Annotated in this window: 28 protein-coding genes and 1 tRNA gene; 10 read left to right on the top strand and 19 right to left on the bottom strand. The window is 56.2% G+C overall.

Annotated features, from left to right (window positions below; translation table 11 throughout):
- Positions 1-32: 32 nt before the first annotated feature.
- Both K3757_RS08890 and K3757_RS08885 read left to right on the top strand, forming a co-directional pair.
- Positions 33-959, top strand: coding sequence for a methylenetetrahydrofolate reductase (locus K3757_RS08890; protein ID WP_260001101.1), 927 nt, complete (start codon positions 33-35; stop codon positions 957-959).
- Between the two features lie 12 nt (positions 960-971).
- On the top strand, positions 972-2,051 hold the full coding sequence (locus K3757_RS08885; protein WP_260001099.1) for a methyltetrahydrofolate cobalamin methyltransferase: 1,080 nt from the start codon (positions 972-974) through the stop codon (positions 2,049-2,051).
- Positions 2,052-2,104: 53 nt separating this feature from the next.
- Here the strand turns inward: K3757_RS08885 and K3757_RS08880 are convergent, their stop codons facing one another.
- The 14 genes from K3757_RS08880 to K3757_RS08815 form a co-directional block, all read right to left on the bottom strand.
- Entirely contained in the window at positions 2,105-3,028 is a 924-nt protein-coding gene (locus K3757_RS08880) for an acetamidase/formamidase family protein (RefSeq protein WP_260001098.1), read from the bottom strand.
- A gap of 12 nt (positions 3,029-3,040) precedes the next feature.
- Positions 3,041-4,822 (bottom strand): gamma-glutamyltransferase family protein, encoded by a 1,782-nt coding sequence (locus K3757_RS08875; RefSeq protein ID WP_260001096.1) that lies wholly within the window; start codon positions 4,820-4,822, stop codon positions 3,041-3,043.
- Between the two features lie 71 nt (positions 4,823-4,893).
- Positions 4,894-4,970: transfer RNA gene (locus K3757_RS08870), tRNA-Arg, on the bottom strand.
- A 50-nt stretch (positions 4,971-5,020) separates the two neighbouring features.
- Complete coding sequence (locus tag K3757_RS08865) at positions 5,021-6,241, bottom strand: cysteine desulfurase (protein ID WP_260001094.1); 1,221 nt, start codon at positions 6,239-6,241, stop codon at positions 5,021-5,023.
- On the bottom strand, positions 6,234-6,824 hold the full coding sequence (locus K3757_RS08860; protein ID WP_260001092.1) for a YIP1 family protein: 591 nt from the start codon (positions 6,822-6,824) through the stop codon (positions 6,234-6,236). Before K3757_RS08860 ends, K3757_RS08865 begins: the two co-directional genes overlap by 8 nt.
- On the bottom strand, positions 6,824-7,309 hold the full coding sequence (locus tag K3757_RS08855; protein ID WP_260001090.1) for a YIP1 family protein: 486 nt from the start codon (positions 7,307-7,309) through the stop codon (positions 6,824-6,826). Before K3757_RS08855 ends, K3757_RS08860 begins: the two co-directional genes overlap by 1 nt.
- A gap of 1 nt (position 7,310) precedes the next feature.
- Positions 7,311-8,591: a Fe-S cluster assembly protein SufD gene (sufD, locus tag K3757_RS08850; protein WP_260001088.1), complete on the bottom strand. Its 1,281-nt coding sequence runs from the start codon at positions 8,589-8,591 to the stop codon at positions 7,311-7,313.
- Entirely contained in the window at positions 8,591-9,346 is a 756-nt protein-coding gene (gene sufC / locus K3757_RS08845; protein WP_260001086.1) for a Fe-S cluster assembly ATPase SufC, read from the bottom strand. Before sufC ends, sufD begins: the two co-directional genes overlap by 1 nt.
- A gap of 59 nt (positions 9,347-9,405) precedes the next feature.
- A complete protein-coding gene (locus tag K3757_RS08840; RefSeq protein WP_260001084.1) occupies positions 9,406-10,203 on the bottom strand; it encodes a polysaccharide pyruvyl transferase family protein in 798 nt (265 codons plus the stop codon).
- A complete protein-coding gene (locus K3757_RS08835; RefSeq protein WP_260001082.1) occupies positions 10,203-10,517 on the bottom strand; it encodes a heavy metal-binding domain-containing protein in 315 nt (104 codons plus the stop codon). The genes K3757_RS08840 and K3757_RS08835 overlap by 1 nt, the downstream gene beginning before the upstream one ends.
- Complete coding sequence (locus K3757_RS08830) at positions 10,514-10,699, bottom strand: hypothetical protein (RefSeq protein WP_260001081.1); 186 nt, start codon at positions 10,697-10,699, stop codon at positions 10,514-10,516. The genes K3757_RS08835 and K3757_RS08830 overlap by 4 nt, the downstream gene beginning before the upstream one ends.
- Entirely contained in the window at positions 10,699-12,219 is a 1,521-nt protein-coding gene (gene sufB / locus K3757_RS08825; protein WP_260001079.1) for a Fe-S cluster assembly protein SufB, read from the bottom strand. Before sufB ends, K3757_RS08830 begins: the two co-directional genes overlap by 1 nt.
- Before the next feature lie 18 nt (positions 12,220-12,237).
- Entirely contained in the window at positions 12,238-13,416 is a 1,179-nt protein-coding gene (locus K3757_RS08820) for a cysteine desulfurase family protein (protein WP_260001077.1), read from the bottom strand.
- A gap of 48 nt (positions 13,417-13,464) precedes the next feature.
- Positions 13,465-13,923 carry an Rrf2 family transcriptional regulator gene (locus K3757_RS08815; protein ID WP_260001076.1) on the bottom strand — a complete coding sequence of 153 codons (459 nt, stop codon included), beginning with the start codon at positions 13,921-13,923 and terminating at the stop codon, positions 13,465-13,467.
- Positions 13,924-14,097: 174 nt separating this feature from the next.
- On the opposite strand from K3757_RS08815, the gene K3757_RS08810 reads away from it, so the two are divergent.
- From K3757_RS08810 to K3757_RS08790, 5 genes are all read left to right on the top strand, one after another.
- Entirely contained in the window at positions 14,098-14,751 is a 654-nt protein-coding gene (locus K3757_RS08810; RefSeq protein WP_260001075.1) for an alpha/beta hydrolase, read from the top strand.
- Between the two features lie 23 nt (positions 14,752-14,774).
- The gene (locus K3757_RS08805) at positions 14,775-14,987 is read left to right on the top strand and encodes a hypothetical protein (RefSeq protein WP_260001074.1); all 213 of its coding nucleotides are present in this window, start codon (positions 14,775-14,777) and stop codon (positions 14,985-14,987) included.
- Positions 14,984-15,571: an HD family hydrolase gene (locus K3757_RS08800; RefSeq protein ID WP_260001073.1), complete on the top strand. Its 588-nt coding sequence runs from the start codon at positions 14,984-14,986 to the stop codon at positions 15,569-15,571. Before K3757_RS08805 ends, K3757_RS08800 begins: the two co-directional genes overlap by 4 nt.
- A gap of 94 nt (positions 15,572-15,665) precedes the next feature.
- The gene (locus K3757_RS08795) at positions 15,666-16,880 is read left to right on the top strand and encodes an NADP-dependent isocitrate dehydrogenase (protein ID WP_260001072.1); all 1,215 of its coding nucleotides are present in this window, start codon (positions 15,666-15,668) and stop codon (positions 16,878-16,880) included.
- Positions 16,881-17,067: 187 nt separating this feature from the next.
- Positions 17,068-17,673: a YitT family protein gene (locus K3757_RS08790; protein WP_260001071.1), complete on the top strand. Its 606-nt coding sequence runs from the start codon at positions 17,068-17,070 to the stop codon at positions 17,671-17,673.
- 8 nt (positions 17,674-17,681) lie between these two features.
- On the opposite strand, the gene K3757_RS08785 is transcribed toward K3757_RS08790, so the two are convergent.
- The gene (locus tag K3757_RS08785) at positions 17,682-18,488 is read right to left on the bottom strand and encodes a class II glutamine amidotransferase (RefSeq protein ID WP_260001070.1); all 807 of its coding nucleotides are present in this window, start codon (positions 18,486-18,488) and stop codon (positions 17,682-17,684) included.
- On the bottom strand, positions 18,489-18,695 hold the full coding sequence (locus K3757_RS08780; protein WP_260001069.1) for a DUF6356 family protein: 207 nt from the start codon (positions 18,693-18,695) through the stop codon (positions 18,489-18,491).
- Between the two features lie 115 nt (positions 18,696-18,810).
- On the opposite strand from K3757_RS08780, the gene K3757_RS08775 reads away from it, so the two are divergent.
- From K3757_RS08775 to typA, 3 genes are all read left to right on the top strand, one after another.
- Positions 18,811-19,269 carry an Lrp/AsnC family transcriptional regulator gene (locus K3757_RS08775; RefSeq protein WP_260001067.1) on the top strand — a complete coding sequence of 153 codons (459 nt, stop codon included), beginning with the start codon at positions 18,811-18,813 and terminating at the stop codon, positions 19,267-19,269.
- A 12-nt stretch (positions 19,270-19,281) separates the two neighbouring features.
- The gene (locus K3757_RS08770) at positions 19,282-19,614 is read left to right on the top strand and encodes an SMR family transporter (RefSeq protein WP_260001066.1); all 333 of its coding nucleotides are present in this window, start codon (positions 19,282-19,284) and stop codon (positions 19,612-19,614) included.
- A gap of 103 nt (positions 19,615-19,717) precedes the next feature.
- Entirely contained in the window at positions 19,718-21,535 is a 1,818-nt protein-coding gene (gene typA / locus K3757_RS08765) for a translational GTPase TypA (protein WP_260001064.1), read from the top strand.
- 87 nt (positions 21,536-21,622) lie between these two features.
- On the opposite strand, the gene K3757_RS08760 is transcribed toward typA, so the two are convergent.
- From K3757_RS08760 to recA, 3 genes are all read right to left on the bottom strand, one after another.
- Positions 21,623-21,910 (bottom strand): DUF1330 domain-containing protein, encoded by a 288-nt coding sequence (locus K3757_RS08760; RefSeq protein WP_260001062.1) that lies wholly within the window; start codon positions 21,908-21,910, stop codon positions 21,623-21,625.
- Between the two features lie 5 nt (positions 21,911-21,915).
- A complete protein-coding gene (alaS, locus tag K3757_RS08755) occupies positions 21,916-24,570 on the bottom strand; it encodes an alanine--tRNA ligase (RefSeq protein ID WP_260001060.1) in 2,655 nt (884 codons plus the stop codon).
- A 140-nt stretch (positions 24,571-24,710) separates the two neighbouring features.
- Entirely contained in the window at positions 24,711-25,781 is a 1,071-nt protein-coding gene (recA, locus tag K3757_RS08750; RefSeq protein ID WP_260001059.1) for a recombinase RecA, read from the bottom strand.
- Positions 25,782-25,955 lie beyond the last annotated feature (174 nt).

The following is a 25,955-nucleotide window of genomic DNA, read 5'->3' as shown; positions in this document are numbered from 1 at the left end:
GCCCGCGTTTCGATTTTGGAAGGAGCCTGCGCATGGCACTATTGAATTTCCGCAAAAAGTCAGAGCCTGCCGATGAAGGGGTTAATCCCGAAATCGTGAGCTTTCTCAAAGACTTCTCTATCGAAGTTATGCCCCGCACAGCAGAGAAGGTCGAAGACTTTCGCGCGCTTTTGCCCGAAGGCACCCGCGTCTATATCGCACATATCGAAGGCACGCCCATCGAAGACATGGTCGCGACGGCCAAGCGTTTGAATGACGATGGATATTCCGTCATGCCGCACTTCCCGGCCCGTATCATCAAAGACCGCGCCACCCTTGCGGACTGGATTGCACGCTATCAGGGAGAAGCAAACGTAAAGCAGGCATTGCTACTGGCCGGCGGAGTTGCGAGCCCTTGCGGTGAATTCTCTGACAGTATGCAACTGATGGAGACCGGTCTGTTTGACAAAGCAGGCTTCACCCGCCTGCATGTCGCGGGACACCCGGAAGGCAACCGCGACATCGACGCATCAGGCACAGCCAATGTCGATGCTGCCCTGCGCTGGAAAAACGATTTCCAGACGCGCACGGACGCAAAGATGGCGATTGCAACGCAGTTCGCTTTTGAAGCGAAGCCAATCATTGCCTGGGCCGACAGCCTGCGCGACGCCGGGATCACCCTGCCCGTCCACATCGGCATTGCAGGACCTGCAAAACTGCAAACGCTGATCAAATTCGCCATCGCCTGCGGCGTCGGCCCATCGCTCAAAGTACTCCAGAAGCGCGCGATGGATGTGACCAAGCTGCTGCTGCCCTACGAGCCGACAGACGTGCTGCGCGAATTGGCTGCCCACAAAGCCGCCAACCCCGACTTCAACATCTCTCATGTGCATTTCTTCCCGCTTGGCGGGATCAAGACCAACGCCACATGGGCGCACAAACATGGCGGCGATTCCGCTGTCCCTGCAAACGCCGGATAAATAGGACTAAACATGACCAGAACGATCGTCGAATCCAAAACAAAAACCGCCATCATCGGCTTTGACCAGCCGTTCTGCGTCATCGGAGAGCGGATCAATCCGACAGGCCGCAAGATACTTGCCGAAGAGCTTGAGCGTGGCGATTTCTCCCGTGTTGAAGCAGATGCTATTGCGCAGGTGGCTGCCGGTGCAAACATTCTAGACGTGAACTCTGGCGCCGTCTTTTCCAACAAGATGGCAGAAGACCCCCGCTATGCCGACAACAACTTTGTCGAGCCGATGTTGATGCCGGAAATGATCAAGCGCGTGCAAGCCGTGACTGATTGCCCGATCTGCATCGACAGCTCGGTTCCTGGCGCGCTTGAAAACGGTCTTGAGGCTTGCGAAGGCCGCCCGCTGCTGAACTCTGTCACAGGCGAAGAAGAACGACTTGAGCTGGTGCTGCCACTGGTCAAAAAATACAATGTGCCGGTTGTAGCGATCTCGAACGATGACACCGGCATTTCCGAAGACCCCGATGTGCGCTTTGCCGTGGCCAAAAAGATTGTTGAACGTGCGGCTGATTTTGGCATTCCAGCCCATGACATCGTTGTCGATCCACTGGTCATGCCGATTGGCGCGATGGCGACTGCCGGTCATCAGGTCTTTACCCTTGTGCGCCGCCTGCGCGAAGAGCTGGGTGTAAACACAACCTGTGGCGCATCCAACATCAGCTTTGGCCTGCCCAACCGTCACGGCATCAACAATGCCTTCCTGCCAATGGCCATGGGCGCAGGTATGACATCGGCCATCATGAACCCTGTGGCACTGCCCGTTAATGCAGCCAAAATTGCAGAGAAAAAAGCAGAGCTTGCCGCCCTTGGTCTGATCCTGCCCGAAGGCATGGATGACGAAGTATTTGTGAATCTGTTTGGAATGGGTTCGACGCTGCCGCGTCCGGGCAAAGAGATGGAGGCCATTCGCGCCGCCAACTTCCTGTTTGACCGTGACCCCCACGGCGGCGACTGGATCAAGTTCAACAAGGTTGCACCAAAAGCAGGCCAAGAAGGCCGTGGCCGCGCCGGACGCACCGGTGGCCGCCGCCGGGGCTAACCCTAGATAAACATCGACCTAGGGGCAGCGTATTTCGCTGCCCCTTTTCTATTCTAAAGCAGATTTTTGGCGAGCATCATATGAACGCCCTTTTCACGGTTTACCGTTTGGGTAATCCGCAGATCACCGGCCAGTGAACACAGCATATAGGCTTGTGCACGGCTGATCCCTGCCCGCGCAGCGACAACAGTGATCATCCGGCGCAACGCAATCTCAACGCATTGATCAAGGTCCGCGTGCATACCCATTGTGATGATATGCGTAGACGTCTCTGCCTCAGGATAGGTGACATCCATGTCTCGGCGCAGGGTCAATCTAAAACGCCCCTGTAACGCGGTTTCAATAGCTGTCACGCAAACCTCGCCATCGCCTTGCGCACCGTGCCCGTCTCCGCAAGAAAATAACGCCCCATCTACATGGACCGGCAGATAAAGCGTGCTGCCCGCCACCAGCTCTTTGTTATCCAGATTGCCGCCATGGGCGCGCGGCTCAATCGTTGAAATGCGTCCCCACGCAGGCGGTGGTGCCACGGCCATGACGCCGAAAAATGGCGCCAGCGAGAGCTTTAACCCCCATGGCATCGTTGCCTCCCCTTTCTGCGCGTCAAGTGGCAGAATGCTCAGATGTGTTTCGTCGAAATCAAGCGGAAGCGTGCCAGCCAAAGGGCGTACCACGTTATAGCCCCAGTCCTGCCGCAGCTGCACATCAAGGATGTCCACCTGCAAAACATCGCCGGCCTGCGCGCCTGCAACGGCCACCGGACCGGTCAGGATATGACCGGGCATACCGGGCTGTCCGCCGGCGTGGATCTCCAGCAATTCGGGTGGGATATGGAACCCCTCGGGTGGCAGCACTTGGGGTCCGCCACTCACGGTATTGATCGTGACCTCATCACCACTTTCCACTGTCGCCACAGGTTCAAGGCCCGCATCGAAAAAGCCCCAATGACAGGTATCTGGTCCGGCTTCGATCAGCATCGCATCACTTCCCTATCTGCCAATGGCGTAGGCTTGCATTAAACGCGGCGTGGCTGCGGCACGCATCACCCCGTCGGGGCTGCGCATGGCGGCAGTCAACCGGCCCACGCTCCACGGTTCTGCCACGGTTACAATGTGGCCGCGTGCACGTAGATCAGCGATCACCACCTCACCAACATTTGGTTCAATCATCATCTCTCCTGTGCGGACCTCACGCGGAAAGAACGATCCCTGAAAATGCATCGAATGAAACAAGGGCGCGTCCATGCCTTCCTGCAGACCCAGCCCGTGATGGACAAAACGTAAGAACCAGATCAGCTGCCATTGGTCCTGCTGGTCCCCCCCCGGTGTGCCGAAAACCAGCTGCGTGCCATCCTTTTCCGCAAGACTGGGCGTCAGCGTGGTGCGCGGTCTGCGCCCCGGTGCCAGCGAAGTCGGTAGGCCCTCCTCCAGCCAGAACATCTGTGCGCGGCTGTTCAGCGCGAAGCCAAGGCCGGGGATCACCGGATTGCTTTGCAGCCAGCCGCCCGACGGTGTGGCGCTGACCATATTTCCCCAGCGGTCGATCACATCAAGATGCACGGTATCCCCACGCTTTTCCGTGAGGTGGGACATTGTCGGTTCCTGCGCTGCCACCTCGCCCACGTCAAAGTCGCGAGCCGCCCTTTCGATGTAACGCTCCGCCAGATGTTCGAACCCAGGCACGCGACCGGGACGCTGTTCAAGCGAAGCCCGAGATGTGATCAAGCTGCGCCGCGCATCGCAATAGGAATCACTCAGCAGGTGTTCCATCGGGATATCGCTCTGGGCCGGATCGCCGTAATAGGCCTCCCTGTCCGCATAGGCGAGCTTCATCGCCTCAATGACAGTATGGGTGAACTCGGCCCCCATCGGGTCCATCGCCCCCAGATCAAAGCCTTTGAGGATCGCCAGCGCCTGCAACATAACCGGCCCCTGACTCCAGGCGTGGGTCTTGTGAACTGTCCAACCGTGGTATTCATAGCTTAACGTGTCTTCATAGGTCGCTTCCCAGTCAGCCATGTCACGGGGGGCAAGCACGCCCCTATGTGCCTGCTTGGAGACATCCATCACGCAAGCGTCTTTCAAATAGTCAAAGATCGCTTCAGCGACAAAACCTTCGCGCCACGCCGCGCGCGCAGCATCAATCTGCTCTTCACGTATGGCACCTTCGCTATGCGCCAATCTGGCGTAAGTTGCTGCAAGATCGGGGTTCTTGAACATTGCGTGAGGGGCCGGCGCAGCGCCATCCGGCGCCCAAACCGCCGCCGAACTGGGCCAGTGTTCCGCGAAATAACCGGCAAGGCCTGCGATGGTATTAGCCACGCGCGGCAGCACAGGATGACCATCTTTGGCATAGTCGATTGCAGGCTGCATCACCTCTTGTAACGACAGCGTGCCGTGATCGCGCAGCATCAACATCCACCCGTCAAACGCCCCCGGTACCACTGTCGCCAAAAGCCCAGATCCGGGCACCAAAGTCAGACCCTGTTCATGATAATGCGCAATTGTCGCCGCTTGGGGCGCTACGCCTTGCGCGCAAAGCACTTGTGTCTTACCGGTTTCGACCGAATGGAAAATGGCGGGCATGTCGCCAGCCGGACCATTCAGATGCGGTTCGACCACTTGCAGCACCAACGCAGTGGCGACAGCCGCGTCAAATGCATTTCCGCCCTTTTCCAGCATCGACATGCCAACAGCAGACGCGATCCAATGGGTGGAGGTAACCACGCCAAAACTGCCGCGGATCTCCGGTCTGGTGGTGAAATCTGACATAAACGCTTCCTTTTGGTGCAACCAATCGCTGGCTTTACAGGACGTTACGCATGTCATCGCAAAAGGGAAAGTGGTGAACCCAGCTGGATTCGAACCAGCGACCTCTGCCTTCGGAGGGCAGCGCTCTATCCAGCTGAGCTATGGGTCCACTGAGGGCGGTATAGTAGCAACCAACCGCCCCTGCAATTCAAAAAACCGTCACGCGAAAAGTTCGTGCGCCAGTTCCAACGCTTCGATCAACGTGTCGATCTCATGCGTGGTATTATACATTCCGAAAGAGGCACGGCAGGTCGCATTCAGGCCCAAATGCTCCATCAGCGGTCCGGTACAATGTTGACCAGCGCGCACCGCAACACCCTTTTTATCCAAAATGGTCGAGATGTCATGCGCGTGGGCAGCGCCGTCCATCGTAAAGCTAAAGATCGCGCCCTTGTCTGGCGTGGTGCCCTGCACCTGAATCCAGTTCAACCCTGCCAGTTTGGTCACGGCATAATCGCGCAGCGCTGCCTCGTGGGCCGCGATATTTTCCAGCCCAACACCCTTCATATAATCAAGCGCCACGCCCAGACCGATGGTCTGAACAATACCCGGCGTGCCTGCCTCGAATTTCATCGGTGCATCATTGTAGATCACAGTGTCTTTGGTGACCTCCCGGATCATGTCACCGCCGCCAATGAACGGTCGCATCTCATTCATACGGTCGGCTTTGACATAGATCGCACCGGAACCGGAAGGCCCGTAAAGCTTGTGACCCGTCACGCAGTAAAAATCACAGTCAATATCCTGAACGTCCACCGGCATGTGCACTGCCGCCTGAGAGCCGTCTACAAGCACTGGAACATCTTTGGCATGCGCAGCGGCGGTTATTGATTTTACATCAACTACAGTCCCCAACACATTGGACATATGAGTAATTGCAATAAGCTTGGTGCGTGGTGTGATCGCGTCGATTACCGCTTGAGGGTCAAGTGCGCCGGTAGAATCCACGTCGACCCATTTGATCACCACCCCCTGCCGTTCGCGCAGGAAATGCCATGGCACGATATTTGCATGGTGCTCCATTACGCTGAGAATAATCTCGTCGCCTGCCTCCATGCGGGGCATCGCCCAGCCGTAGGCAACCATATTGATCCCTTCGGTCGTGCCAGAGTTGAAGATGATCTCATCCTCGGAAGCCGCGTTAAGAAATCCCGCCACCTTGCCGCGCACTGCCTCGTATTTGTCGGTGGCAAGGTTGGAAAGGTAGTGCAACCCCCTATGAACATTAGCATATTCAAAGGAATAGGCATTGGTGATTGCATCAATGACAACCTTCGGCTTTTGCGCAGAAGCGCCGTTATCCAGATAGACCAACGGCTTACCGTTCACTTCCCGCGACAGGATCGGGAAATCCGCACGAATTGCTGTGACATCATACATTAGAAGGTACTCCCATGGCGCCAAGGCCAATCAGCCCCGCCAGAATAGCAAGCCCGAAGACGATGCCGACAGCCGCCAGCACAACAACACCCACTGCATGCAACACGCTTGGCAGGTGCAGCGCTTCGGTAATAAAGTTAACGGTGATCCAAAGCCCCAGAATACCGACGCCCAGCGAAAATAACTGCCCCAACACAGGCGAAACCACCATCAGAACAAACATGACCAGCTGCGCCACGGCACGCAAAGCTTGCAACCAGACCAACAGGGCCAACAGATCGCCAAACTCGCCCTTCCCGCCTATGGCGCGGCCGGTCCAGTAGAACCCGTGGATCGTCAGGATCAAAACGCCCGTCACGATCACAAAAAACAGCACTGGATTGCTGAACAGGGCCGGCAACATCGACGTATCGCTGAACAACAAAGAGAAGCTGTAGATAATGCTGTTGATCGCAGCCACAAGAAACAGACCCGACCACAACACATCGCGGCTCAGATTCAGAGACATGATTTTCTTTGCCGCGCTGCGCGGGCTTTGAATGGTTTCCAGAGCCAGATTGATGACGACACCACGATCCACCATCAGCGTGACCCATCTGCGCGCAGCAGCCCCGCGATCCAGAACCACCCGAACACCGCCAACCAGAGCGCGCCAACCGCCTTTACCTGAATGCCCGGACCGATGAGGCCTGCTGTCAGCCCCAGCAACAAGGCAACCGGCGTTGCCGCCAGAAGCGCCCAGATCAGGGTAAAGCGTATCTCGAAGCCTGTGATCTGGCGGCGGGCAACGCGGGCCAACCCCCAAATGATAATCGCAAAGAGATAAACCAGGATGGGAAGAAGAAAGACGTAGAAAAAGCCGCTCCAGTACAGGCGCGCGGCCAGCGGAACCTCCGGGTCCAACTGGGCCTCGCGTGCCTGAAAAGGCGTGGACGCAACGAACATCAATATCCCCGCAATCAACAGAAAAAGAAGTGCGCGCACTTCGTTGCGGCCCTGCGACAGAAAGCGTTCAACGACGCGCCCTGGCCCCTTGTAGGTGGCAATGATGTCCTGCGTCAGCGCCATCTCAGCTCCGGCGCCGCGTCAGCCATGCACCAAGCCGTGCTGTCATGTCCTCACGCAGGTCTTCATGCGCGATCTCATCCACAGCTTCGGCAAGAAATGCCAATGTTAGCAGATCTGTCGCATCACCCTCAGGCACCCCGCGAGAGCGCAGATAGAACAGCGCATCTTCGTCAATGGCACCCGACGTGGAACCGTGACTGCAAGCCACGTCATCGGCATAGATCTCAAGCTCGGGCTTGGCGAGGAACTGGCTGTCGCCGTCCAAAAGCAGCGACTGGCTTATCTGATACCCATCGGTTTTCTGCGCATCGGCTTTAACCAGGATTTTGCCCTGAAACACACCTGTCGCCCCGTTGCGCAGCACCTTTTTAAACACCTGACGGCTTTGGCAATTCACCGCATCATGGGTGATGAACACCGTATCGTCGTGGTGGAAGTCTCCGTCACCAACGCAGGCACCCGCGACATGCGCGATGGCATCGTCGCCTGTCAGCTCGATCACGCAGTCATTGCGCGTCAGCTGGCCGTTCACTGTCATGGTGAAAGACCGGAAGGCAGATTCCGTACCCAACCGCGCAAAGATATGCGTGGCTGCGCGGCGTTCGTGATCGCGGCCTTGGGCGCGGATGTGGTGGAAGGATGCGTTATCCGCAACCTCGACTTCCATCACTTTGTTGAAGCGCGCCGCTGCCGGACCGTTTTCCAGAACCGTTACCTCGGCGCCCTCTTCCAGCTTAACGCAGTGATGTAGAATCGCATCGGAAGTGTCTGATTTGTGGTGATATATCAGGTTAATCGGCTTGCTGACCTTACCCTTGACGTGGATCAGGATACCGTCTGTTGCAAAGGCTGTATTCAACGCGGCCAACGGACGCTCAACAGGGTTTTGTCCACGTGTCTCGAGCACACCGTAGACGCTTTTTGCCCAATGCAGATCGGCGTCCGCAGTCGCCAAGCGTTCGATGCTGACACCCTCCAGCGTCAGATCGTCAGATGCTTCCGCGTCAAAAACACCATCCACAAAGACAATTCTCAGACGGTCCACGCCATCAAACATCGGCGCTTCGTCACTGGCCAGAACAGCCGCTTTGGGCGCGCCGATCTGGGTCAGCGTGTCCGGGCGGGTGTATTTCCAGTATTCGTCGCGTCGCTGGGGCAAGCCCATAACACGCAAGCGCGCTAAAGCATCCTCACGCGCGGATGCCGCCCATGTCCCTTCGGGCATAGACAGCGACGCGATCATCGCTTCTGTGGGATCGGATTTTACTGCTGCGTCTGCCATTACACCACCTCGGCGAGGATATCTGCGTAGCCGTTGTTTTCGACCTCCAGGGCCAGCTCGGGGCCACCGGTTTTAATGATCCGGCCATCCGCCATGATGTGCACTACGTCTGGTTTGATATGGTCCAGAAGACGCTGGTAGTGCGTGATAACCAAGAAACCGCGGCCTTCGGAGCGAAGAGCGTTCACGCCTTCGGCCACCAGCTTCATCGCATCAACGTCCAGACCCGAGTCTGTCTCATCGAGGATGCACATCTTTGGCTCAAGCATGGCCATCTGCAGGATTTCATTACGCTTTTTCTCACCACCGGAGAAGCCAACGTTGACCGGACGCTTCAGCATGTCGGCGTCGATCTTCAGTTCTTTCGCACGGGCACGGACCACCTTGAGGAACTCAGCGGCAGACATTTCTTCTTCGCCACGCGCCTTACGCTGGGCGTTCACCGCTGTACGCAGGAACGTCATGTTGCCGACACCGGGGATCTCTACAGGGTATTGAAACGCAAGGAAAAGACCTGCGGCAGCGCGCTCTTCCGGCTCCATTTCAAGCAGGTCCACGTCTTCTAGCGTTGCGGAACCGCCTGTCACTTCGTACCCGTCCTTACCGGACAGAACATAGGATAGCGTCGATTTACCAGACCCGTTCGGCCCCATTATGGCATGCACTTTGCCAGCTTCGACTTCCAGATCGACACCCTTTAGGATTTGCTTGTCTTCGTCTTCCAGTTTCACCTGAAGGTTCTTAATGCTCAGCATGGAAATGCTCCTTTTTTGTTCGGTCTGGCGCGTATCGCGCCGGTGTGTGTGTTTGGCCCTTAGGCCGTTGATTTCAGTCGCGCGGGAAAGCTCTCATACAGGGCTTCGCGTGCGGCATGGATACCGTCTGCATAGTTAATCTGGGCAGTTTTGTGCGCCTTTGCCTCATCCAGTGCCAAAGGTGCCATCATGTCACGACGCCCGACAGATGCAGCGTAGTCGAGATATTTGAGCCAGCTTTGCCCCTCTGGTTCGATCCAAGTATTAGGTACCCCGTAGGCATCCGCGACGATCAAACCATGTAAAGAAGATGCAAAGACATGCGCACATGAGGCAATGGCTTCGCACACCCTGGTTGGTTCGTCGCGTGGATCGATCAGCAGGTAAGCCGGATCGGAAGCAACAAAAGCCAGCAGATCACGGTCTTCGATCAGCGAAAAATGCGGCACGATCCCGATACGGTCCTGACGCGTGCCGTTGAATGGCAGCACATCATTGATCAACAGCCCCGGGTCGCCGAATTGCTTCATTTCGCATTTCAGCAAAGCTGCCGTAATCGGGCCGCGCACCAGCGCCAGATCGACCTGCTTCAAAAAGTCGTGCCCAAAGACAGGGTTCAACAGTCCCGTGCCCCAGACACATACTTTTTCACCATTTTCGCGCGGCTCTTTAAAGCTGCGTTTGACCACCTGCAACATGGAGCCAATCGCAAACATGTCAGCGCGGCGCGGCCCCATATGGGTGACCTCACGCCCTGACACATGGCCTACGACCAACGGATTGATCGCATCACCGAAATTCGGCACCGCCTTCCACCAATGCAGGCGGAGGGGTTTGGAGACCGCAACGTCTGCCATCAGCTCAGGCTCACCGCTGTACCAGAGACCGACACCATCATCATCGAATCCGAGATGATCTCATAGTCGATATCAATTCCAACAACCGCATCCGCACCTTTTGCGCGCGCTTCGTCTTCAAGTTCACGCATGGCCGCTTCACGCGCATCGCGCAGCTTGTTTTCATACTGACCAGAACGGCCACCGACGATGTCTGTCACCCGCGCAAAAAGATCGCGCACGATGTTGGCACCCATGATTGCTTCCCCCACGACGATGCCTTGATAGGCAGCAATCGCACGCCCTTCGACGCTATTTGTAGTGGTGAGGATCATGAATTGCGCTTCTTATACCAAAGGATCAAAAGCCCGACGACAAAGTAGAATCCGGAAAAGATCACCGCAGACATCAATGCCTCCGGCCAGCCATCGCCCTCGTCTATTCCGAAGCCCAAGCCAAGGCTGAGTGCGAAATAGACGATGGCAGCAATGCCTGTTTCCTTCAGCAGCTTTTGCATCAGCCCACAGAACCTTCGAGAGAGATCGCCACAAGGGCTTGTGCTTCCATCGCGAATTCCATCGGCAGCGCCTGAAGCACGTCCTTGCAGAAGCCGTTCACCACCAGTGCCACGGCTTCTTCCTCATCCATCCCGCGCGAACGGCAATAGAACAGTTGATCATCGTCAACCTTGGATGTGGTCGCCTCATGCTCGACCCGAGAGGAATTATTCTTCACCTCAATGTAAGGCACTGTGTGCGCCCCGCATTGGTCGCCGATCAACAGGCTGTCACACTGGGTGTAGTTGCGGCTGTCTTTCGCTTTCGGGTGCATCGACACCAGTCCACGATAGGTGTTCTGCGCCTTACCGGCCGAGATACCTTTGGAGACGATCCGCGACTTGGTGCGTTTACCCAAGTGAACCATCTTGGTGCCCGTATCGGCCTGCTGCATGTTGTTGGCGATAGCGATTGAGTAAAACTCGCCCTGGCTGTCATCGCCGCGCAGGATGCAGGACGGGTATTTCCACGTCACAGCGGAGCCTGTCTCGACCTGCGTCCACATTACTTTGGCACGGTCGCCACGGCAATCGGCACGTTTGGTAACGAAGTTATAGATGCCGCCTTTGCCGTTCTCATCACCGGGATACCAGTTCTGAACGGTGGAGTATTTCACTTCGGCGTCTTCCTCGATGATGATCTCAACCACGGCTGCGTGCAGCTGGCTTTCATCGCGTTGCGGCGCGGTACAGCCCTCAAGGTAGCTCACGTATGAACCTTTGTCGGCGATGATCAACGTGCGCTCAAACTGGCCCGTGTTTTCTGCGTTGATGCGGAAATATGTGCTCAGCTCCATCGGGCAGCGCACACCGGGCGGCACGTATACGAAGGACCCATCCGAAAACACAGCCGAGTTCAGCGTGGCGTAAAAGTTATCCTGAACCGGCACGACCGACCCAAGGTACTTTTTCACCAGCTCGGGGTGATCCTTGATCGCCTCGGAGATCGAGCAAAAGATAACGCCCGCCTTTTTCAATTCGTCCTGAAAGGTCGTACCGACAGAAACACTGTCGAAAACCGCGTCTACAGCAACTTTGCGCGGCGCATCCGACATTTCCTCGGCGCCCTCGACGCCAGCCAGTATGGCCTGCTCCTTCAACGGGATGCCCAGCTTTTTGTAGGTCTCAAGCAACTTGGGGTCCACGTCATCCAAAGACTTCGGCTTTACCGCCATGCTTTTGGGGCGGGCGTAGTAGTACTGATCCTGAAAGTTGATCTCGGGATAATCCACCATCGCCCAGTCAGGTTCGCGCATCTGCTGCCAACGGGCATAGGCACCAAGGCGCCATTCTGTCATCCACTCTGGTTCCTCGTTTTTGGACGAGATCAGCTTGACGATGTCTTCGCTCAGACCAAGCGGCGCATAATCCATTTCGATATCGGTGGACCAGCCATGCTTATAGGCACCGCCGACTTCGCGCACCGCATCAACTGTTTCCTGATCTACACCGTCTTTTACGATTGTATTATCCAAGGTCATCTTCCTCTCGCGTCGGGCTTAGGCCGCCCGCATCTGGTGTTTTTCGAATTTCGCGCTCCAAGCATCCGCAAAGCGCATTACATCTTCTTTTGTCGTCTCAAGCCCAAGCGATACACGGATCGCACTAGCGGCTTCAGCCTCGTCATATCCCATGGCCAACAGAACCTTGCTGGCCTTTACCTTTCCGCTGGAACAGGCTGATCCAGCAGAGATCGCAAATCCCGCCAGATCCATCTGCATCACCTGCGTTTCCCCCTTCCATCCGGGGGTCAGCATGCAAGATGTATTCGGCAACCGCGCAGCGGCTTTCCCGACAAAAATAGTCTGTTTTGAAGCAGCCGCAATAGTCTTTTCTAGAATATTTCTAAGTTTGGCCACTTCATCCCATTTGCCGGCCGCAACGTCATGCCCGGCAGCCTCGGCCGCCGCGCCAAAACCGGCGATACCTATGATATTTTCCGTGCCCGATCGTCGGTTCATTTCCTGTCCGCCGCCGCGCAACATCGGCTCGGGGTCATCGGCTGTGAAATTGATCAGCGCCCCGACGCCCTTTGGCCCACCCATCTTATGTGCGGATAAAATCGCATAAGACGGCGTGACGTCATCATAGAGTACAGCCATCTTTCCAGCCAGTTGGGTGATATCACATATCGTTGAATAGGGGACCGCTCCTGCCTTCGAAGCATTTATCCGACCGCTACCGATGACTTTACCGGACAGACCCAATATCCCTGTTTCACTGTTCGCTGCCGAATGCGCGATCAATGCAACAGGTCCACGACCCTCCTGCCAAGCATCCCCGGCCAAAGCCGTTACAAAATTCAAATACTCGGAAGCGCCATGCGGTGATACGGCCCCGTCCCGACCCGTCAATGATACCATCGGACGCTCGGACCAAACACCCAAGCAGTCATGCTCGGTGGGTAATGCGGCGAAAACACTACCGTGCCGCGCCTTTTGCGCCACCGCCAAGGCCGCCGCCTCGGTCGCACTGGAGGTAAAGATCACCTGCTGCGGCTTGCAATCGACCAACGTCGCGACCTGCGCACGGGCGCGCTCAACCAACATCTTGGCCGCACGCCCTTCGGCATGCACAGAAGACGGATTGCCGATGACATCCATCGCGTCAATCATCGCCGCCCGCGCTTCAGCACGCAAAGGCGTGGTCGCGTTATGATCAAGGTAAACCCTGCCCATAGTCTCTCCGCCTATTCCTTTTGGCCAAAAATATCCAAATCCAACGCCTTACTCATCCACAACAGCGAAAAGATTCGGCACAGCCGGACAAGGCGTCATCTGATTGCTCACCACATCCGACAAGCGCGTCTGGTGCAAAAACACATAGACATGCGCCGACAGACCTTGCCACAAGCGATTGGTCAGGGACTGCGCGCGTGAGCCGGATGCGCCGCCTGACGCTCCTGCCCCCTTGTGCATTGCATCGACGCTCTCGTCTACCGCAGCCAGAATATCGACCACACGGATTTCCGACGCTGGCTTGGCCAGTCGGTACCCGCCGCCCGGACCGCGCACAGATGCAACCAGTTCGGCTCGGCGCAGCTTTACAAATAACTGCTCAAGATACGGAAGAGACACCTGCTGCCGCTCCGCAATGTCACCAAGCGAAACAAGGGTGTCAGCCGGTTGCAGTGCAATATCGGCCAATGCCACCATCGCATAACGCCCTTTTGTCGATAGCTTCATCGCCAATTCCCTATTCAGCCAAGGCTTTTGTTTGACCTTAGCGGCCTAAATGCCTACATCCATCGAACGTGGTCCGCTTGAAGTGGAGCCACATATTAGAATTGTTCTAAGGTTTCCGACCGATTTCGTCAAGAATATCATCTGTCCCTTCGAACCCTGTGAGAGAGTACATTCATGCCCGAGGTCATTTTTCCCGGACCCGAAGGACGCCTAGAGGGCCGCTATCACCCGCAAAAAGAACGCGATGCGCCAATTGCAATCGTCCTGCATCCACATCCGCAATTTGGCGGCACGATGAACCACAAGGTGGTCTATAACCTGCACTACGCCTTCTACAAGATGGGCTTTACGGTATTGCGGTTCAACTTCCGCGGTGTCGGGCGCAGTCAGGGCGAATACGATCAGGGTATCGGTGAATTGTCCGATGCAGCTTCGGCGCTCGATTATTTACAGTCCATGAACAACAACTCCAAGCATTGCTGGGTTGCAGGTTTCTCCTTTGGTGCATGGATCGGTATGCAGCTACTGATGCGCCGCCCAGAGATCACGGGGTTCATTTCTGTATCTCCACCGGCCAACATGTATGACTTCAGCTTCCTTGCTCCCTGCCCTGCCTCCGGTCTGATTATCAACGGGACCGCCGATCGCGTGGCACCACCGGCCGACACGGTCAATCTGGTGAACAAACTGCACGAGCAGAAGGGCATTACAATCACCCACCAAGAAGTAGAGGGTGCGGGCCACTTCTTTGAAGAACCGCATATGGACACGCTGATCGATTCGACCACCGAATACGTCCGCCGCCGTTTGACTGAGAACACCCGCTAATGGCAGATGATGCAGTCATCAAAATGGCCAACGCCCTGGCCGAAGAATGCCTCGCCGTTCAGAAAGAGACCGGCGAGGACCGCTTGTTCATGGAAGTCGGCGATGTGCTGGGCGCCTCTTCCCAAACACTTGAAGAAGCGTTTCTGACCGCGATCCGCACACGGATGGCCGAACAAAAGGGCCGCGCATTCCTGGCGGCCAAACTTAAAAACTACCGCGCGACCGCCTCCGAATGACTGACCGGCTTGAGCAACAAATTGCCTTTCTCAATGAGGCAGACAAGCTCAAGCAGATCATTCGGGGCACCACATTGTGCGATGCGTCCCGCTATGAGAACTCTGCCGAGCATTCGTGGCACCTGACGCTTTACGCGCTTGTCTTGTCTGATCAGGCCGACCCGGACGTTGACATCACCCGCGTCATCAAAATGCTTATCCTGCACGATCTGGTCGAAATTGATGCAGGCGACAATCCCATATTCGGCACCTATGACGCGGCCGACATGGCTGCAAAGGAACAGGCAGCGGCGGACCGGATATTCGGCCTCTTGCCCGACGATCTGCGCGACAGCCTGCGCGCCATCTGGGAAGAGTTCGAAGCCGCACAAACCCCTTCGGCAAAATTTGCAAAATCGCTTGATCGGTTCCAGCCACCAATGCAGAACTTGATGTCAGGCGGTGGCAGTTGGGTCGAATATAAAGTCGACGAGCAAACAGTGGCGAACCGCGTCGGTGCAAAAATTGCGATTGGCGCACCGGGTCTGTGGGTCTTTGCACGCCAAAAGATTGCGCGTTATTTCGCAGATCTTCGCAAGCAATGAAATCTAAACGGTATACCATCGTACACCGACTTCCCCTATCATCGAAATTACGCTAAGCCGCCTAGAAATAAGCACCCTATCCAAAGGACCGCACATGACCAAGATCAAGGTAGAGAACCCCGTTGTTGAGCTTGACGGTGATGAAATGACCCGCATCATCTGGGATTTCATCAAGAAAAAGCTGATCCTGCCCTACCTGGATATTGATCTGAAATACTACGATTTGGGCATTCAGGCCCGCGACGAAACTGACGACCAGATCACCATCGATTCCGCTGAGGCGATCAAGAAATATGGTGTCGGTGTTAAATGTGCGACGATCACCCCCGATGAAGCACGCGTTGAGGAATTCGGCCTCAAGAAAATGTGGCGTTCGCCCAATGGCACCATCCGCAACATTCTGGGCGGCGTTATTTTTCGCGAACCGATCATCTGCAAAAACGTGCCGCGCCTTGTGCCCGGCTGGACCAAGCCTATCGTCGTCGGCCGTCACGCCTTTGGCGACCAGTACCGCGCGACGGACTTTAAATTCCCCGGCGCTGGTAAGCTGAGCATCAAATTCGTTGGCGAAGACGGCACAGAAATCGAACACGAGGTCTTTGACGCGCCCGACTCCGGTGTGGTGATGGCAATGTACAATCTCGACAAATCCATCATCGATTTTGCCCGCGCCTCGATGAACTACGGCCTTGTCAAAGGCTGGCCTGTGTACCTGTCCACCAAGAACACGATCCTCAAGCAGTATGACGGTCGGTTTCTTGAACTATTCCAGCACATCTACGAGACTGAATTTGCCGAGAAATTCAAAGAAGCGGGCATTACATACGAACACCGGCTGATCGACGACATGGTTGCATGTGCGATGAAATGGAACGGCGGCTATGTCTGGGCCTGTAAGAACTACGATGGCGATGTCCAGTCCGACACTGTGGCACAGGGCTTTGGCTCTCTTGGTCTGATGACGTCGGTTCTGATGACCCCCGACGGGAAGACTGTTGAGGCAGAGGCTGCGCACGGCACTGTGACGCGCCACTACCGCCAGCATCAGAAAGGCGAAGAGACGTCGACCAATTCCATCGCCTCTATCTACGCTTGGACTGGGGCGCTGAAGCACCGCGGTAAACTGGATGACAACAAGGTTCTGATCAACTTTGCCGAGACTTTGGAAAAGGTCGTCGTTGATACGGTTGAATCCGGCGACATGACCAAGGATCTTGCCCTGCTGGTGGGGCCGGATCAAGGTTGGCTGACCACGATGGGCTTTCTTGAAAAGGTCGATGAGAACCTGAACAAGGCCCTCAAGGGCTAAACGCCGACATATTGCTACCTGAGGGGCCGCATTCCGATGCGGCCCTTTCGCGTGCATCGTCGCTGCTTTTTTGGGCAACGGTGCGGCACCGGCAAAATCTTTCAGCCACAGCGCTTGCTGACGCAAGGAAATGCGTCAGCAAGCATTGGAAGGTCAGCATTTCTGCCCTAAGTGCCGAACCATGCACATGCCTGATCCAAAGCCCGATCACACCCTGCTTGATGACGTCCAAGGACTTTCGCTTGGCGTATTTTTATGTGGCTTTGGCTTACATCTGCTCACGCAGGCCGGCCTTTTCACGGGTCAGACTGCCGGGGTCGCCGTGATCCTGTCCTATATGACCGGCTATAGCTTCGGAATCACATTCTTTGCGGTCAACCTTCCATTCTACCTCATCGCATGGCGCAGACTGGGCGCTGCTTTCACGGTAAAATCACTCATCAGCGTAACCATGCTGTCCGTGGTGACGGAGATGTTGCCGGACTTCATCAAAATTACAGAACTCAGCGCCGGTTTTGCCGCTGTTGCCTTTGGCGGACTTGTTGGTCTTGGACTGCTGGCGATGTTCCGGCACAACGGCTCGCTTGGCGGGCTGGGCGTTATTGCCCTGATTGTGCAGGACACAACCGGTTTTCGCGCGGGCTGGGTGCAGCTGATGTTCGATGCAGTGATCTTCGGTGTGGCGCTGTTTATCCTGCCGCTATCAATCGTTGGGTATTCGCTGATCGGGGCATTGGTGCTGAACCTGATCATCACGATCAACCACCGTCGTGACAGGTATATCGCAACCTGACAGGCCGCTTATGCTGACTTGAGCAAATCTTCGGCGCGGTGTGTGGGCGCAAAGGTGGAAATGACGCAATCACGGCCCTCAAACCGGCAGAAACTGCCTTTGGGCACCTCAATCCAGTTCTCCGCCGCAGCATCGTAAGGTTCTGACACGACAGCCCAGCCCTGCCAGACCTCGGACCACTGATAAAACAGGGATGGCGCAAACACATCAGAGGCGTAGCGCACGGCATACAGCGCGCGCCCGTCAGTGAAGGCTGCCGTACACCGCACATGCGGGCCGATCCCACGCTCTGTCGACATCTGTTCAAGCAGCGCGACCGCTTGTTCCATCGCAGCTTGTGGCGCCGCATCCAGCCCCAATGCGCTGGCGATCAGGAACAAAACTTCGCTGTCGGTGGCCCCTTTTCGGTGAGGATAAAGGTCATCGGGTATCAACTGCTCTGCATGTCTGCGGAATTGATCAAACCCGCCGATCTGACCATTGTGCATGAAAGACCACCCACCCTGCACGAAGGGGTGGCAATTGTTACGACTGGTCGCGGTGCCAGTAGACGCGCGCACATGCGCCATAAACAAGCGCGATTTGACCTGTTGCGCGATGCTTCGCAGGTTTGGATCAGACCACGCGGGATAAACATCACGATATAGCCCCGGTTCGGGCCGCTCACCATACCACGCAAGCCCGAAACCGTCGGCATTGATCGCTGTCTTGCACTTTGATGCTTCGCGCGACTGGTGGATCAGCGAATGGGCAGGAGCACTAAGAATTTCAGAAATAAACAGCGGCTCTCCGAGCCACGCAGCCCAACGACACATTCACGCGCCCCGATTGTGGGTTTTGGCGTAGAGGTCAGCAATAATGGTGCTGGCAGTCTTTTCGAACAGGCAGGGGATCACCGCATGAACCAGCGCAGCACCAGCAGCGAGAAACAGCTTTCCTGCAAATTTGCCTGCAAAGGCCATATGCTCAAGAAAAGTCTCATCAACCTTTGCGGGGTGTTCCAGAAAAATACGGGTGATCATGGCGGCTCCTGATGTTTGAGGGTTCGGACACCCTACCCCACACTAGCTGCACATTTATCCCAATCTTCGCAGAACACCCATTGATCTTGGGATAATATCCCAAGATAGTAGGAATATGAATGACATTGATACAATAGACCGAAAGATTCTGAACGCTTTGCAGCGTGACGCGGCACAATCCCTTGAGGCGCTGGGCGCAGATGTGGGCCTGTCGCGCAACGCCTGCTGGCGGCGCATTCGCGCACTGGAGGACGCAGGCGTCATCACCGGTCGCATCGCCACGCTCAACGCGCGCAAACTCGGGTTGGGCCTCACGGTTTTCATGCAAATTCGAACCAACGCACATGCGCCCGACTGGCTCAAGAAATTTTCCTCGGCAACGAAAGCCATGCCCGAAATTCAGGGCGTCTACAGGATGAGCGGCGATCTGGATTACCTCATAAGGGCTCGGGTTGCCGATATGGCTGGCTACGACCAACTGTATCAGCGATTGATTGCCCGCGTGCCACTTTCCGATGTCTCTGCCAGCTTTGTTATGGAAGAGATCAAGGAAACCGCACAACTTCCACTATGAAAGCCACCGCTCATGCCCGTTTACCTTATCCTTGCTTTGGCCGTTATGGCAGAAACCATCGGCACAACGGCCCTTCAGGCCAGCCAACAGTTCACGCGGGTCGGCCCTTCGGTATTGGTGGTTCTGGCCTATGCTGTTTCGTTTTATCTGCTGTCGATCACTTTGCGCACGATGCCCGTTGGCGTTGTCTACGCATTGTGGAGCGGTCTTGGCATCGTTCTGATCGCAACGATAGGCTGGATGGTTTTTGGTCAAAAGCTTGATCTGCCCGCTGTTCTGGGCATGGTCATGATCATTGGCGGCATTGCCGTCATCCACCTGTTTTCGGCAGCATCACCACACTAACGCAGCGGAAACCCGCACCGTTAAGGTCCAAGGGGTTTTTTGCTGGCCTTTGCTGCGGATGCACGGTAGAGGCCGCTCAACCCCCTGAGACAAGGTAATCCAAATGGACCTGCGCAACATCGCAATCATCGCACACGTTGACCACGGCAAGACGACGCTGGTGGACGAACTTTTGAAACAATCCGGCACCTACCGTGAAAACCAGGCGACCACTGAGCGCGCCATGGACAGCAACGATCTGGAGCGCGAACGCGGCATCACGATTTTCGCCAAACCGACCTCGGTCGAATGGAAAGGCACGCGGATCAACATCGTTGACACGCCCGGCCACGCTGACTTTGGTGGCGAAGTAGAACGCATCCTGTCGATGGTTGACGGTGTTGTCCTGCTGGTAGACGCGGCCGAAGGCCCGATGCCACAGACCAAATTCGTAACATCCAAAGCGTTGAAACTGGGCCTAAAACCCATCGTGGTTATCAACAAAGTCGATAAGCCCGATGGCGAACCTGATCGCGCGCTGGACGAATGCTTTGACTTGTTCGCCAACCTTGACGCCACAGACGAACAGCTTGATTTCCCTACAATGTACGCTTCCGGCCGCTCTGGCTGGGCCGACATGGAGCTGGACGGCCCGCGCAAAGACCTGAGCGCCCTGTTCGAGCTGATCCTTGAGCACGTCCCTGCCCCCAAGCAGATCGAAGACACAGACAAGCCTTTCACAATGCTGGCAACAACACTGGGCGGCGACCCCTTCTTGGGCCGCCTGCTGACAGGCCGCGTCGAAAGCGGCACGTTGAAAGCCGGTCAGACAATCAAAGCAATGTCGCGCGACGGCAAACTGATCGAAAACTTCCGCTGCACGAAAATTCTTGCTTACCGCGGCTTGGACCAGACAGCGATCGACGTGGCAGAAGCAGGCGATATCGTCTCCATCGCCGGCATGACCAAAGCGACAGTGGCAGACACGCTGGCGGAGCAATCCGTTGTGGATGCCATCCCCGCACAGCCGATCGATCCACCAACCATCACTGTGACATTCGGCATTAACGACAGCCCGTTGGCGGGTCGTGACGGCAAGAAAGTCCAGTCACGCGTCATTCGCGAGCGTCTGCACAAAGAAGCCGAATCCAACGTAGCGATCAAAATCTCCGACACCCCTGGTGGCGAAGCGTTTGAAGTTGCGGGTCGCGGTGAACTCCAGATGGGCGTTCTGATCGAAAACATGCGCCGCGAAGGTTTTGAGCTGTCAATCTCGCGTCCGCAGGTTCTGTTTCAGGAAATCGACGGCGTCCGCCACGAGCCTATCGAAGAAGCTACAATCGACGTGGATGACGAATACTCTGGCGCGGTGATCGAAAAGCTGACCGGCGTGCGCAAAGGCGAACTGGTCGAGATGAAGCCAGCAGGTGCTGGCAAAACCCGCATCGTGGCCCACGTGCCATCGCGCGGTCTGATCGGTTACCACGGCGAATTCCTAACCGACACGCGCGGCACAGGTGTTCTGAACCGTGTGTTCCATTCATGGGCACCGCACAAAGGTCCGATCCCGGGTCGTCGTGCAGGTGTTCTGATCTCAATGGAAAACGGCGTTGCTGTTTCTTACGCGCTCTGGAAGCTCGAAGATCGCGGCCGTTTCTTCATCGGTGCGCAAACAGACGTTTATACTGGTATGATCATCGGTGAGCACAGCCGTGAAAATGATCTGGAAGTGAACCCGCTGAAAGGCAAACAGCTGACCAACGTTCGTGCCTCTGGTACAGACGAAGCGGTACGCCTGACCACGCCAATCACGCTGAGCCTCGAAGAAGCGATTGCCTATATCGACGATGACGAACTGGTGGAGGTGACGCCAAACGCGATCCGCCTGCGCAAGCGTTATCTGGATCCGCATGAACGCAAGCGGATGGCCAAATCAGCCTAAATGGAAAAAAGGCGCTCCTGATTGGAGCGCCTTTTTTTATCGTTAGTTCATATCAACGTAGTGAAAAGCTGACGCCGTGCCGCCAGCCTATTCGCTGGTTTCGATGATCATCAATTCACGCTCCGAAGCGCCTTTTGCGTGCTCCAGTGCCGCCTGATAGGCCGCTGAGTGATAGCAACGCTCGGCCGTTTCCACATCGGGGAAACGGGCCACCACATTTCGGGGGCGCTCTTTGCCCTCAAGCTGAACAAAACGGCCACCACGGGCGATGAATTCACCGCCATGTTCTGCGATAGCAACCGTCGCACCGGCTGCGTATTTCTTATAGGCTTCCTCGTCCGTGACAGTGACGTGGGCGATCCAGAGTGCTCCCATGGGGCTTATCCTTTCAAAATGGTTTCAGCGGCTGCAATCGCAGCCTCGGCATTATCGGCAGAAGCACCACCGCCCTGCGCCATATCAGGACGGCCACCGCCACCCTTACCGCCCAGTTCAGCCACAGCAGCACGCAGAATGTCCACAGCGGAAAGCTGTGCGGTCAAGTCAGCAGTCACGCCCGCCGCAACAGCAGCTTTGCCGCCGGTATCGGCGATCAGCAATACCGCACCTGACCCAAGGCGCGCCTTATGCTCGTCTACCAAGGCAGGCAAATCCTTACCGGTGATCCCGCTAAGCACTTGAGCATGGAACGCTACACCATTGATTTCGCGCGCTTCTGGCGCACTTGTTCCGCCGGACATAGCAAGCTCGCGGCGCAGTTGTGCGACTTCGTTGGCAAGGCTCCGGCGCTCATCCATCAGCGCGCGCACACGTTCGGGAACTGATGCCGCAGGGCTCTTGAGCTCTAGCGCAGTGCGGCTCAATAATTCGTCCTGCGCCCGCAGATGCGCGATTGCCGCCTCACCAGTAAGCGCCTCGATGCGGCGCACACCCGCGCTGCTGGCACTATCGCCCAGCATCACAAAAGCACCAATATCACCGGTGCGGGCCACATGCGTGCCACCGCAAAGCTCTAGCGAATAGGTGCCGCCGTCTGTGCCTTTGCCCGAACCGCTTTGACGGCCCATGGAAACCACGCGGACCTCATCGCCGTATTTCTCTCCGAACAATGCCTGCGCACCCAGTCCGCGTGCGTCATCCGGCGTCATAATCCGCGTTTCGACCGGAGAGTTCTGGCGGATATAGCTGTTCACCTCGGCCTCAACTCGCGACATGTCTTCGGCACTGACAGGTTCATTGTGGCTAAAGTCGAACCGCAGCCGGTCCTGGGCATTAAGAGAGCCACGCTGTGCAACATGATCCCCAAGCGCGTGACGCAGGGCTTCATGCAGCAGGTGCGTTGCAGAGTGATTGGCGCGGATCGCCGTCCGACGTTCGTGATTCACCTCAAGAACGGCGGATTGCGCATTGGAAATGCTACCCTTTTCGACTTTCGCAAAATGAATAAAGACACCCGCCGCCTTGCGCGTATCGGTCACACGCGCTGTACCTGTATCCGTCCGGATGATGCCCGTATCGCCCAGCTGGCCACCGCTTTCGGCGTAAAAGGGCGTTTGGTTAAGGGCGATCTGAACGTCCTTACCTTCGCCAACTTCAGCGACCGCTTTGCCGTCTTGCACAAGCGCTGCGATCTTGCCTTCCGCAGTTTCGGTATCGTACCCGAGAAACTCCGTCAGGCCGGATTTATCAGCAACGTCAAACCAAATTGCGGCATCTGCCGCCTCACCCGAACCGGACCAAGCTGCACGGGCTTTGGCCTTCTGTTCGGCCATGGCGGTGTCAAAACCTTCTGTATCCACTGCACGGCCCTTTTCACGCAGCGCATCCTGCGTAAGGTCAAGCGGAAAGCCGAATGTGTCATACAGCTTGAACGCCGCGGCACCGGGCAGATTGGCCCCCTCCGGCAGTTTCACCAGCTCGTCGTCCAACAGCTTCAGGCCGCGGTCCAGCGTCTGGCGGAACCGCGTTTCTTCTTGCAGCAGCGTCTGCTCAATCATGCTTTGCGCTTGCCCTAATTCTGGATAAGCCTGCCCCATCTGCGTCACCAAAGCCGGAACCAGGCGGTGCATCAGCGGGTCTTGCACACCCAACAGATGGGCGTGACGCATGGCGCGGCGCATGATGCGACGCAACACATAGCCACGGCCATCGTTGCTGGGCATTACGCCATCGGCCATCAGAAAAGAGGTGGAGCGCAGGTGGTCAGCAATCACACGGTGATGCGTTTTGCCCGGACCGTCAGGATCCGTGCTGGAGGCGTTGGCAGATGCCTCGATCAAGCTACGCATCAAGTCGGTTGCATAGTTGTCGTTCGTGCCTTGCAGCAGGGCGGCGACCCGCTCAATCCCCATGCCGGTATCGATGGATTTATTCGGCAGATCACGGCGGGTGCCATCCTCGAACTGCTCGTACTGCATGAATACGAGGTTCCAGATTTCAACAAACCGGTCACCGTCTTCGTCAGGGGAACCAGGAGGGCCACCCCAGATGTGATCCCCATGGTCATAGAAAATCTCGGTACAGGGACCGCAAGGACCCGTGGGACCAGCGGACCAGAAATTGTCATCGGTCGCAATGCGGATAATCCGGTCATCGCTAAGGCCCGCGTGCTTTTTCCAGATTTCAACAGCTTCATCATCGGTATGATAAACTGTCACCAGCAGACGCGACGCATCAATGCCGAACACCTTGGTCAGCAGATCCCACGCAAGCGGAATAGCGTCCTCTTTGAAGTAGTCACCAAAGCTGAAATTTCCCAACATCTCAAAGAATGTGTGGTGCCGCGCGGTATAGCCGACGTTATCAAGGTCATTGTGTTTACCGCCGGCGCGCACACATTTCTGCGCTGTCGTCGCGCGGGTGTAGTCTCGCGTCTCAACGCCCGTGAACAGGTTCTTGAACTGAACCATCCCCGCAGCAGTGAACATCAATGTGGGATCGTTCCGTGGAACCAGCGGGCTGGATGGTACAATCGCGTGACCGTTTTCTCCGAAATAATTAAGAAAAGTCGAGCGGATTTCGTTGAGCGTTTGCATGGGATCCATCCTTTGGGCGGGCGAAAGTCTTTTGCTGAGATAACGCTGGCATAAGGTGCTGTCCACAGGCGGCGAAGCAAAAAAGGGCACGCGCCGCATGGCACGCACCCTTTTTCAGGTTCAATGTCGAAATCAGGCGATCAATCGTCCAGAATACTGGGATCGTCGGCATTTTCAGAGCCGTTAAAATCTAGCCCGTGAGAGGCACGGATTTTGTCTTCGATCTCGATCGCCATAGTCTCGTGTTCGCGCAGATAGTTTTTGGCGTTCTCACGCCCCTGCCCGATCCGTTCATCCCCGTACGAAAACCAACTGCCCGACTTATCGACGATACCGGCTTTAACCCCCATATCCAGCAGTTCACCCATTTTTGAGATGCCTTCACCGTACATGATGTCGAATTCGACCTGCTTGAATGGTGCTGCGACCTTGTTCTTGACGATCTTGACGCGAGTCTGGTTGCCCACAACCTCATCGCGGTCCTTAAGAGAACCGATACGACGGATGTCCAGACGCACGGACGAATAGAACTTCAGGGCGTTACCACCGGTCGTTGTCTCGGGAGAGCCAAACATCACGCCGATTTTCATCCGGATCTGGTTGATGAAGATCACCATACAGTTTGACCGAGAGATCGAGCCGGTCAGCTTGCGCATCGCCTTGCTCATCAGACGCGCCTGAACCCCGACCGAGCTGTCGCCCATTTCACCTTCAAGTTCTGACTTTGGCGTCAGGGCCGCAACCGAATCCACAACGACCATGTTCACAGCGCCCGACCGAACCAGGGTATCGGTGATTTCCAATGCCTGCTCACCTGTGTCGGGCTGCGAGATCAGCAGCTCGTCAATGTCGACGCCCAGCTTACGGGCATACTGCGGGTCAAGCGCATGCTCAGCATCGACAAACGCGCATACGCCGCCGGCTTTTTGCTGCTCGGCAATACAGTGCAGTGTCAGAGTGGTTTTACCTGATGATTCTGGGCCATAAATCTCGATGATACGCCCCATCGGCAAACCGCCGATGCCAAGCGCAATGTCTAGCCCAAGCGAGCCGGTCGAGGATGACGTGATATCCTGTATCGCACCTTCCGATCCCAGCTTCATGATTGAGCCTTTGCCAAACTGCCGCTCGATCTGCGCCAGAGCGCTGTCGAGCGCTTTTTGTTTGTCCGCTGATTTCTTATCCATATTCAAAAGATCTGCCGTTGCCATTTGGGTTCTTCCCTTACTGTCACAGGGCGACGGTGGCGGCAATCGCCCCTGTCACAATGTGGTTATGTTCTATTAATGTTCTTATGAGCACAAACGCAGAACATTTCAATCGAATTTTTGCTACCCCGACTTTGCAGACCATTGGTTAAGAAGTTGTTTATGCAGCAGGCAGTT

The organism is Sulfitobacter sp. S223 (genome assembly GCF_025143825.1).
Classification (GTDB): domain Bacteria; phylum Pseudomonadota; class Alphaproteobacteria; order Rhodobacterales; family Rhodobacteraceae; genus Sulfitobacter.
The sequence above is the reverse complement of the archived record's forward strand: the minus strand, read 5'-3'. Positions and strand labels throughout refer to the sequence as shown.

What these genes read in the sequence shown, in the direction of transcription:
- recA (WP_260001059.1), bottom strand. Translation starts at nt 25,781, where the DNA reads ATGGCAACGGCAGATCTTTTGAATATGGATAAGAAATCAGCGGACAAA.
- K3757_RS08805 (WP_260001074.1), top strand. Translation starts at nt 14,775, where the DNA reads ATGGCCAACGCCCTGGCCGAAGAATGCCTCGCCGTTCAGAAAGAGACC.
- K3757_RS08815 (WP_260001076.1), bottom strand. Translation starts at nt 13,923, where the DNA reads ATGAAGCTATCGACAAAAGGGCGTTATGCGATGGTGGCATTGGCCGAT.
- K3757_RS08775 (WP_260001067.1), top strand. Translation starts at nt 18,811, where the DNA reads ATGAATGACATTGATACAATAGACCGAAAGATTCTGAACGCTTTGCAG.
- K3757_RS08810 (WP_260001075.1), top strand. Translation starts at nt 14,098, where the DNA reads ATGCCCGAGGTCATTTTTCCCGGACCCGAAGGACGCCTAGAGGGCCGC.
- K3757_RS08865 (WP_260001094.1), bottom strand. Translation starts at nt 6,241, where the DNA reads ATGTATGATGTCACAGCAATTCGTGCGGATTTCCCGATCCTGTCGCGG.
- K3757_RS08820 (WP_260001077.1), bottom strand. Translation starts at nt 13,416, where the DNA reads ATGGGCAGGGTTTACCTTGATCATAACGCGACCACGCCTTTGCGTGCT.
- K3757_RS08800 (WP_260001073.1), top strand. Translation starts at nt 14,984, where the DNA reads ATGACTGACCGGCTTGAGCAACAAATTGCCTTTCTCAATGAGGCAGAC.
- K3757_RS08875 (WP_260001096.1), bottom strand. Translation starts at nt 4,822, where the DNA reads ATGTCAGATTTCACCACCAGACCGGAGATCCGCGGCAGTTTTGGCGTG.
- K3757_RS08790 (WP_260001071.1), top strand. Translation starts at nt 17,068, where the DNA reads ATGCCTGATCCAAAGCCCGATCACACCCTGCTTGATGACGTCCAAGGA.
- sufB (WP_260001079.1), bottom strand. Translation starts at nt 12,219, where the DNA reads ATGACCTTGGATAATACAATCGTAAAAGACGGTGTAGATCAGGAAACA.
- K3757_RS08890 (WP_260001101.1), top strand. Translation starts at nt 33, where the DNA reads ATGGCACTATTGAATTTCCGCAAAAAGTCAGAGCCTGCCGATGAAGGG.
- K3757_RS08860 (WP_260001092.1), bottom strand. Translation starts at nt 6,824, where the DNA reads ATGGTGGATCGTGGTGTCGTCATCAATCTGGCTCTGGAAACCATTCAA.
- K3757_RS08795 (WP_260001072.1), top strand. Translation starts at nt 15,666, where the DNA reads ATGACCAAGATCAAGGTAGAGAACCCCGTTGTTGAGCTTGACGGTGAT.
- K3757_RS08770 (WP_260001066.1), top strand. Translation starts at nt 19,282, where the DNA reads ATGCCCGTTTACCTTATCCTTGCTTTGGCCGTTATGGCAGAAACCATC.
- K3757_RS08855 (WP_260001090.1), bottom strand. Translation starts at nt 7,309, where the DNA reads ATGGCGCTGACGCAGGACATCATTGCCACCTACAAGGGGCCAGGGCGC.
- K3757_RS08885 (WP_260001099.1), top strand. Translation starts at nt 972, where the DNA reads ATGACCAGAACGATCGTCGAATCCAAAACAAAAACCGCCATCATCGGC.
- sufD (WP_260001088.1), bottom strand. Translation starts at nt 8,591, where the DNA reads ATGGCAGACGCAGCAGTAAAATCCGATCCCACAGAAGCGATGATCGCG.
- K3757_RS08785 (WP_260001070.1), bottom strand. Translation starts at nt 18,488, where the DNA reads ATGTGTCGTTGGGCTGCGTGGCTCGGAGAGCCGCTGTTTATTTCTGAA.
- K3757_RS08840 (WP_260001084.1), bottom strand. Translation starts at nt 10,203, where the DNA reads ATGGCAGACGTTGCGGTCTCCAAACCCCTCCGCCTGCATTGGTGGAAG.
- K3757_RS08835 (WP_260001082.1), bottom strand. Translation starts at nt 10,517, where the DNA reads ATGATCCTCACCACTACAAATAGCGTCGAAGGGCGTGCGATTGCTGCC.
- typA (WP_260001064.1), top strand. Translation starts at nt 19,718, where the DNA reads ATGGACCTGCGCAACATCGCAATCATCGCACACGTTGACCACGGCAAG.
- K3757_RS08780 (WP_260001069.1), bottom strand. Translation starts at nt 18,695, where the DNA reads ATGATCACCCGTATTTTTCTGGAACACCCCGCAAAGGTTGATGAGACT.
- K3757_RS08760 (WP_260001062.1), bottom strand. Translation starts at nt 21,910, where the DNA reads ATGGGAGCACTCTGGATCGCCCACGTCACTGTCACGGACGAGGAAGCC.
- K3757_RS08880 (WP_260001098.1), bottom strand. Translation starts at nt 3,028, where the DNA reads ATGCTGATCGAAGCCGGACCAGATACCTGTCATTGGGGCTTTTTCGAT.
- alaS (WP_260001060.1), bottom strand. Translation starts at nt 24,570, where the DNA reads ATGCAAACGCTCAACGAAATCCGCTCGACTTTTCTTAATTATTTCGGA.
- sufC (WP_260001086.1), bottom strand. Translation starts at nt 9,346, where the DNA reads ATGCTGAGCATTAAGAACCTTCAGGTGAAACTGGAAGACGAAGACAAG.
- K3757_RS08830 (WP_260001081.1), bottom strand. Translation starts at nt 10,699, where the DNA reads ATGCAAAAGCTGCTGAAGGAAACAGGCATTGCTGCCATCGTCTATTTC.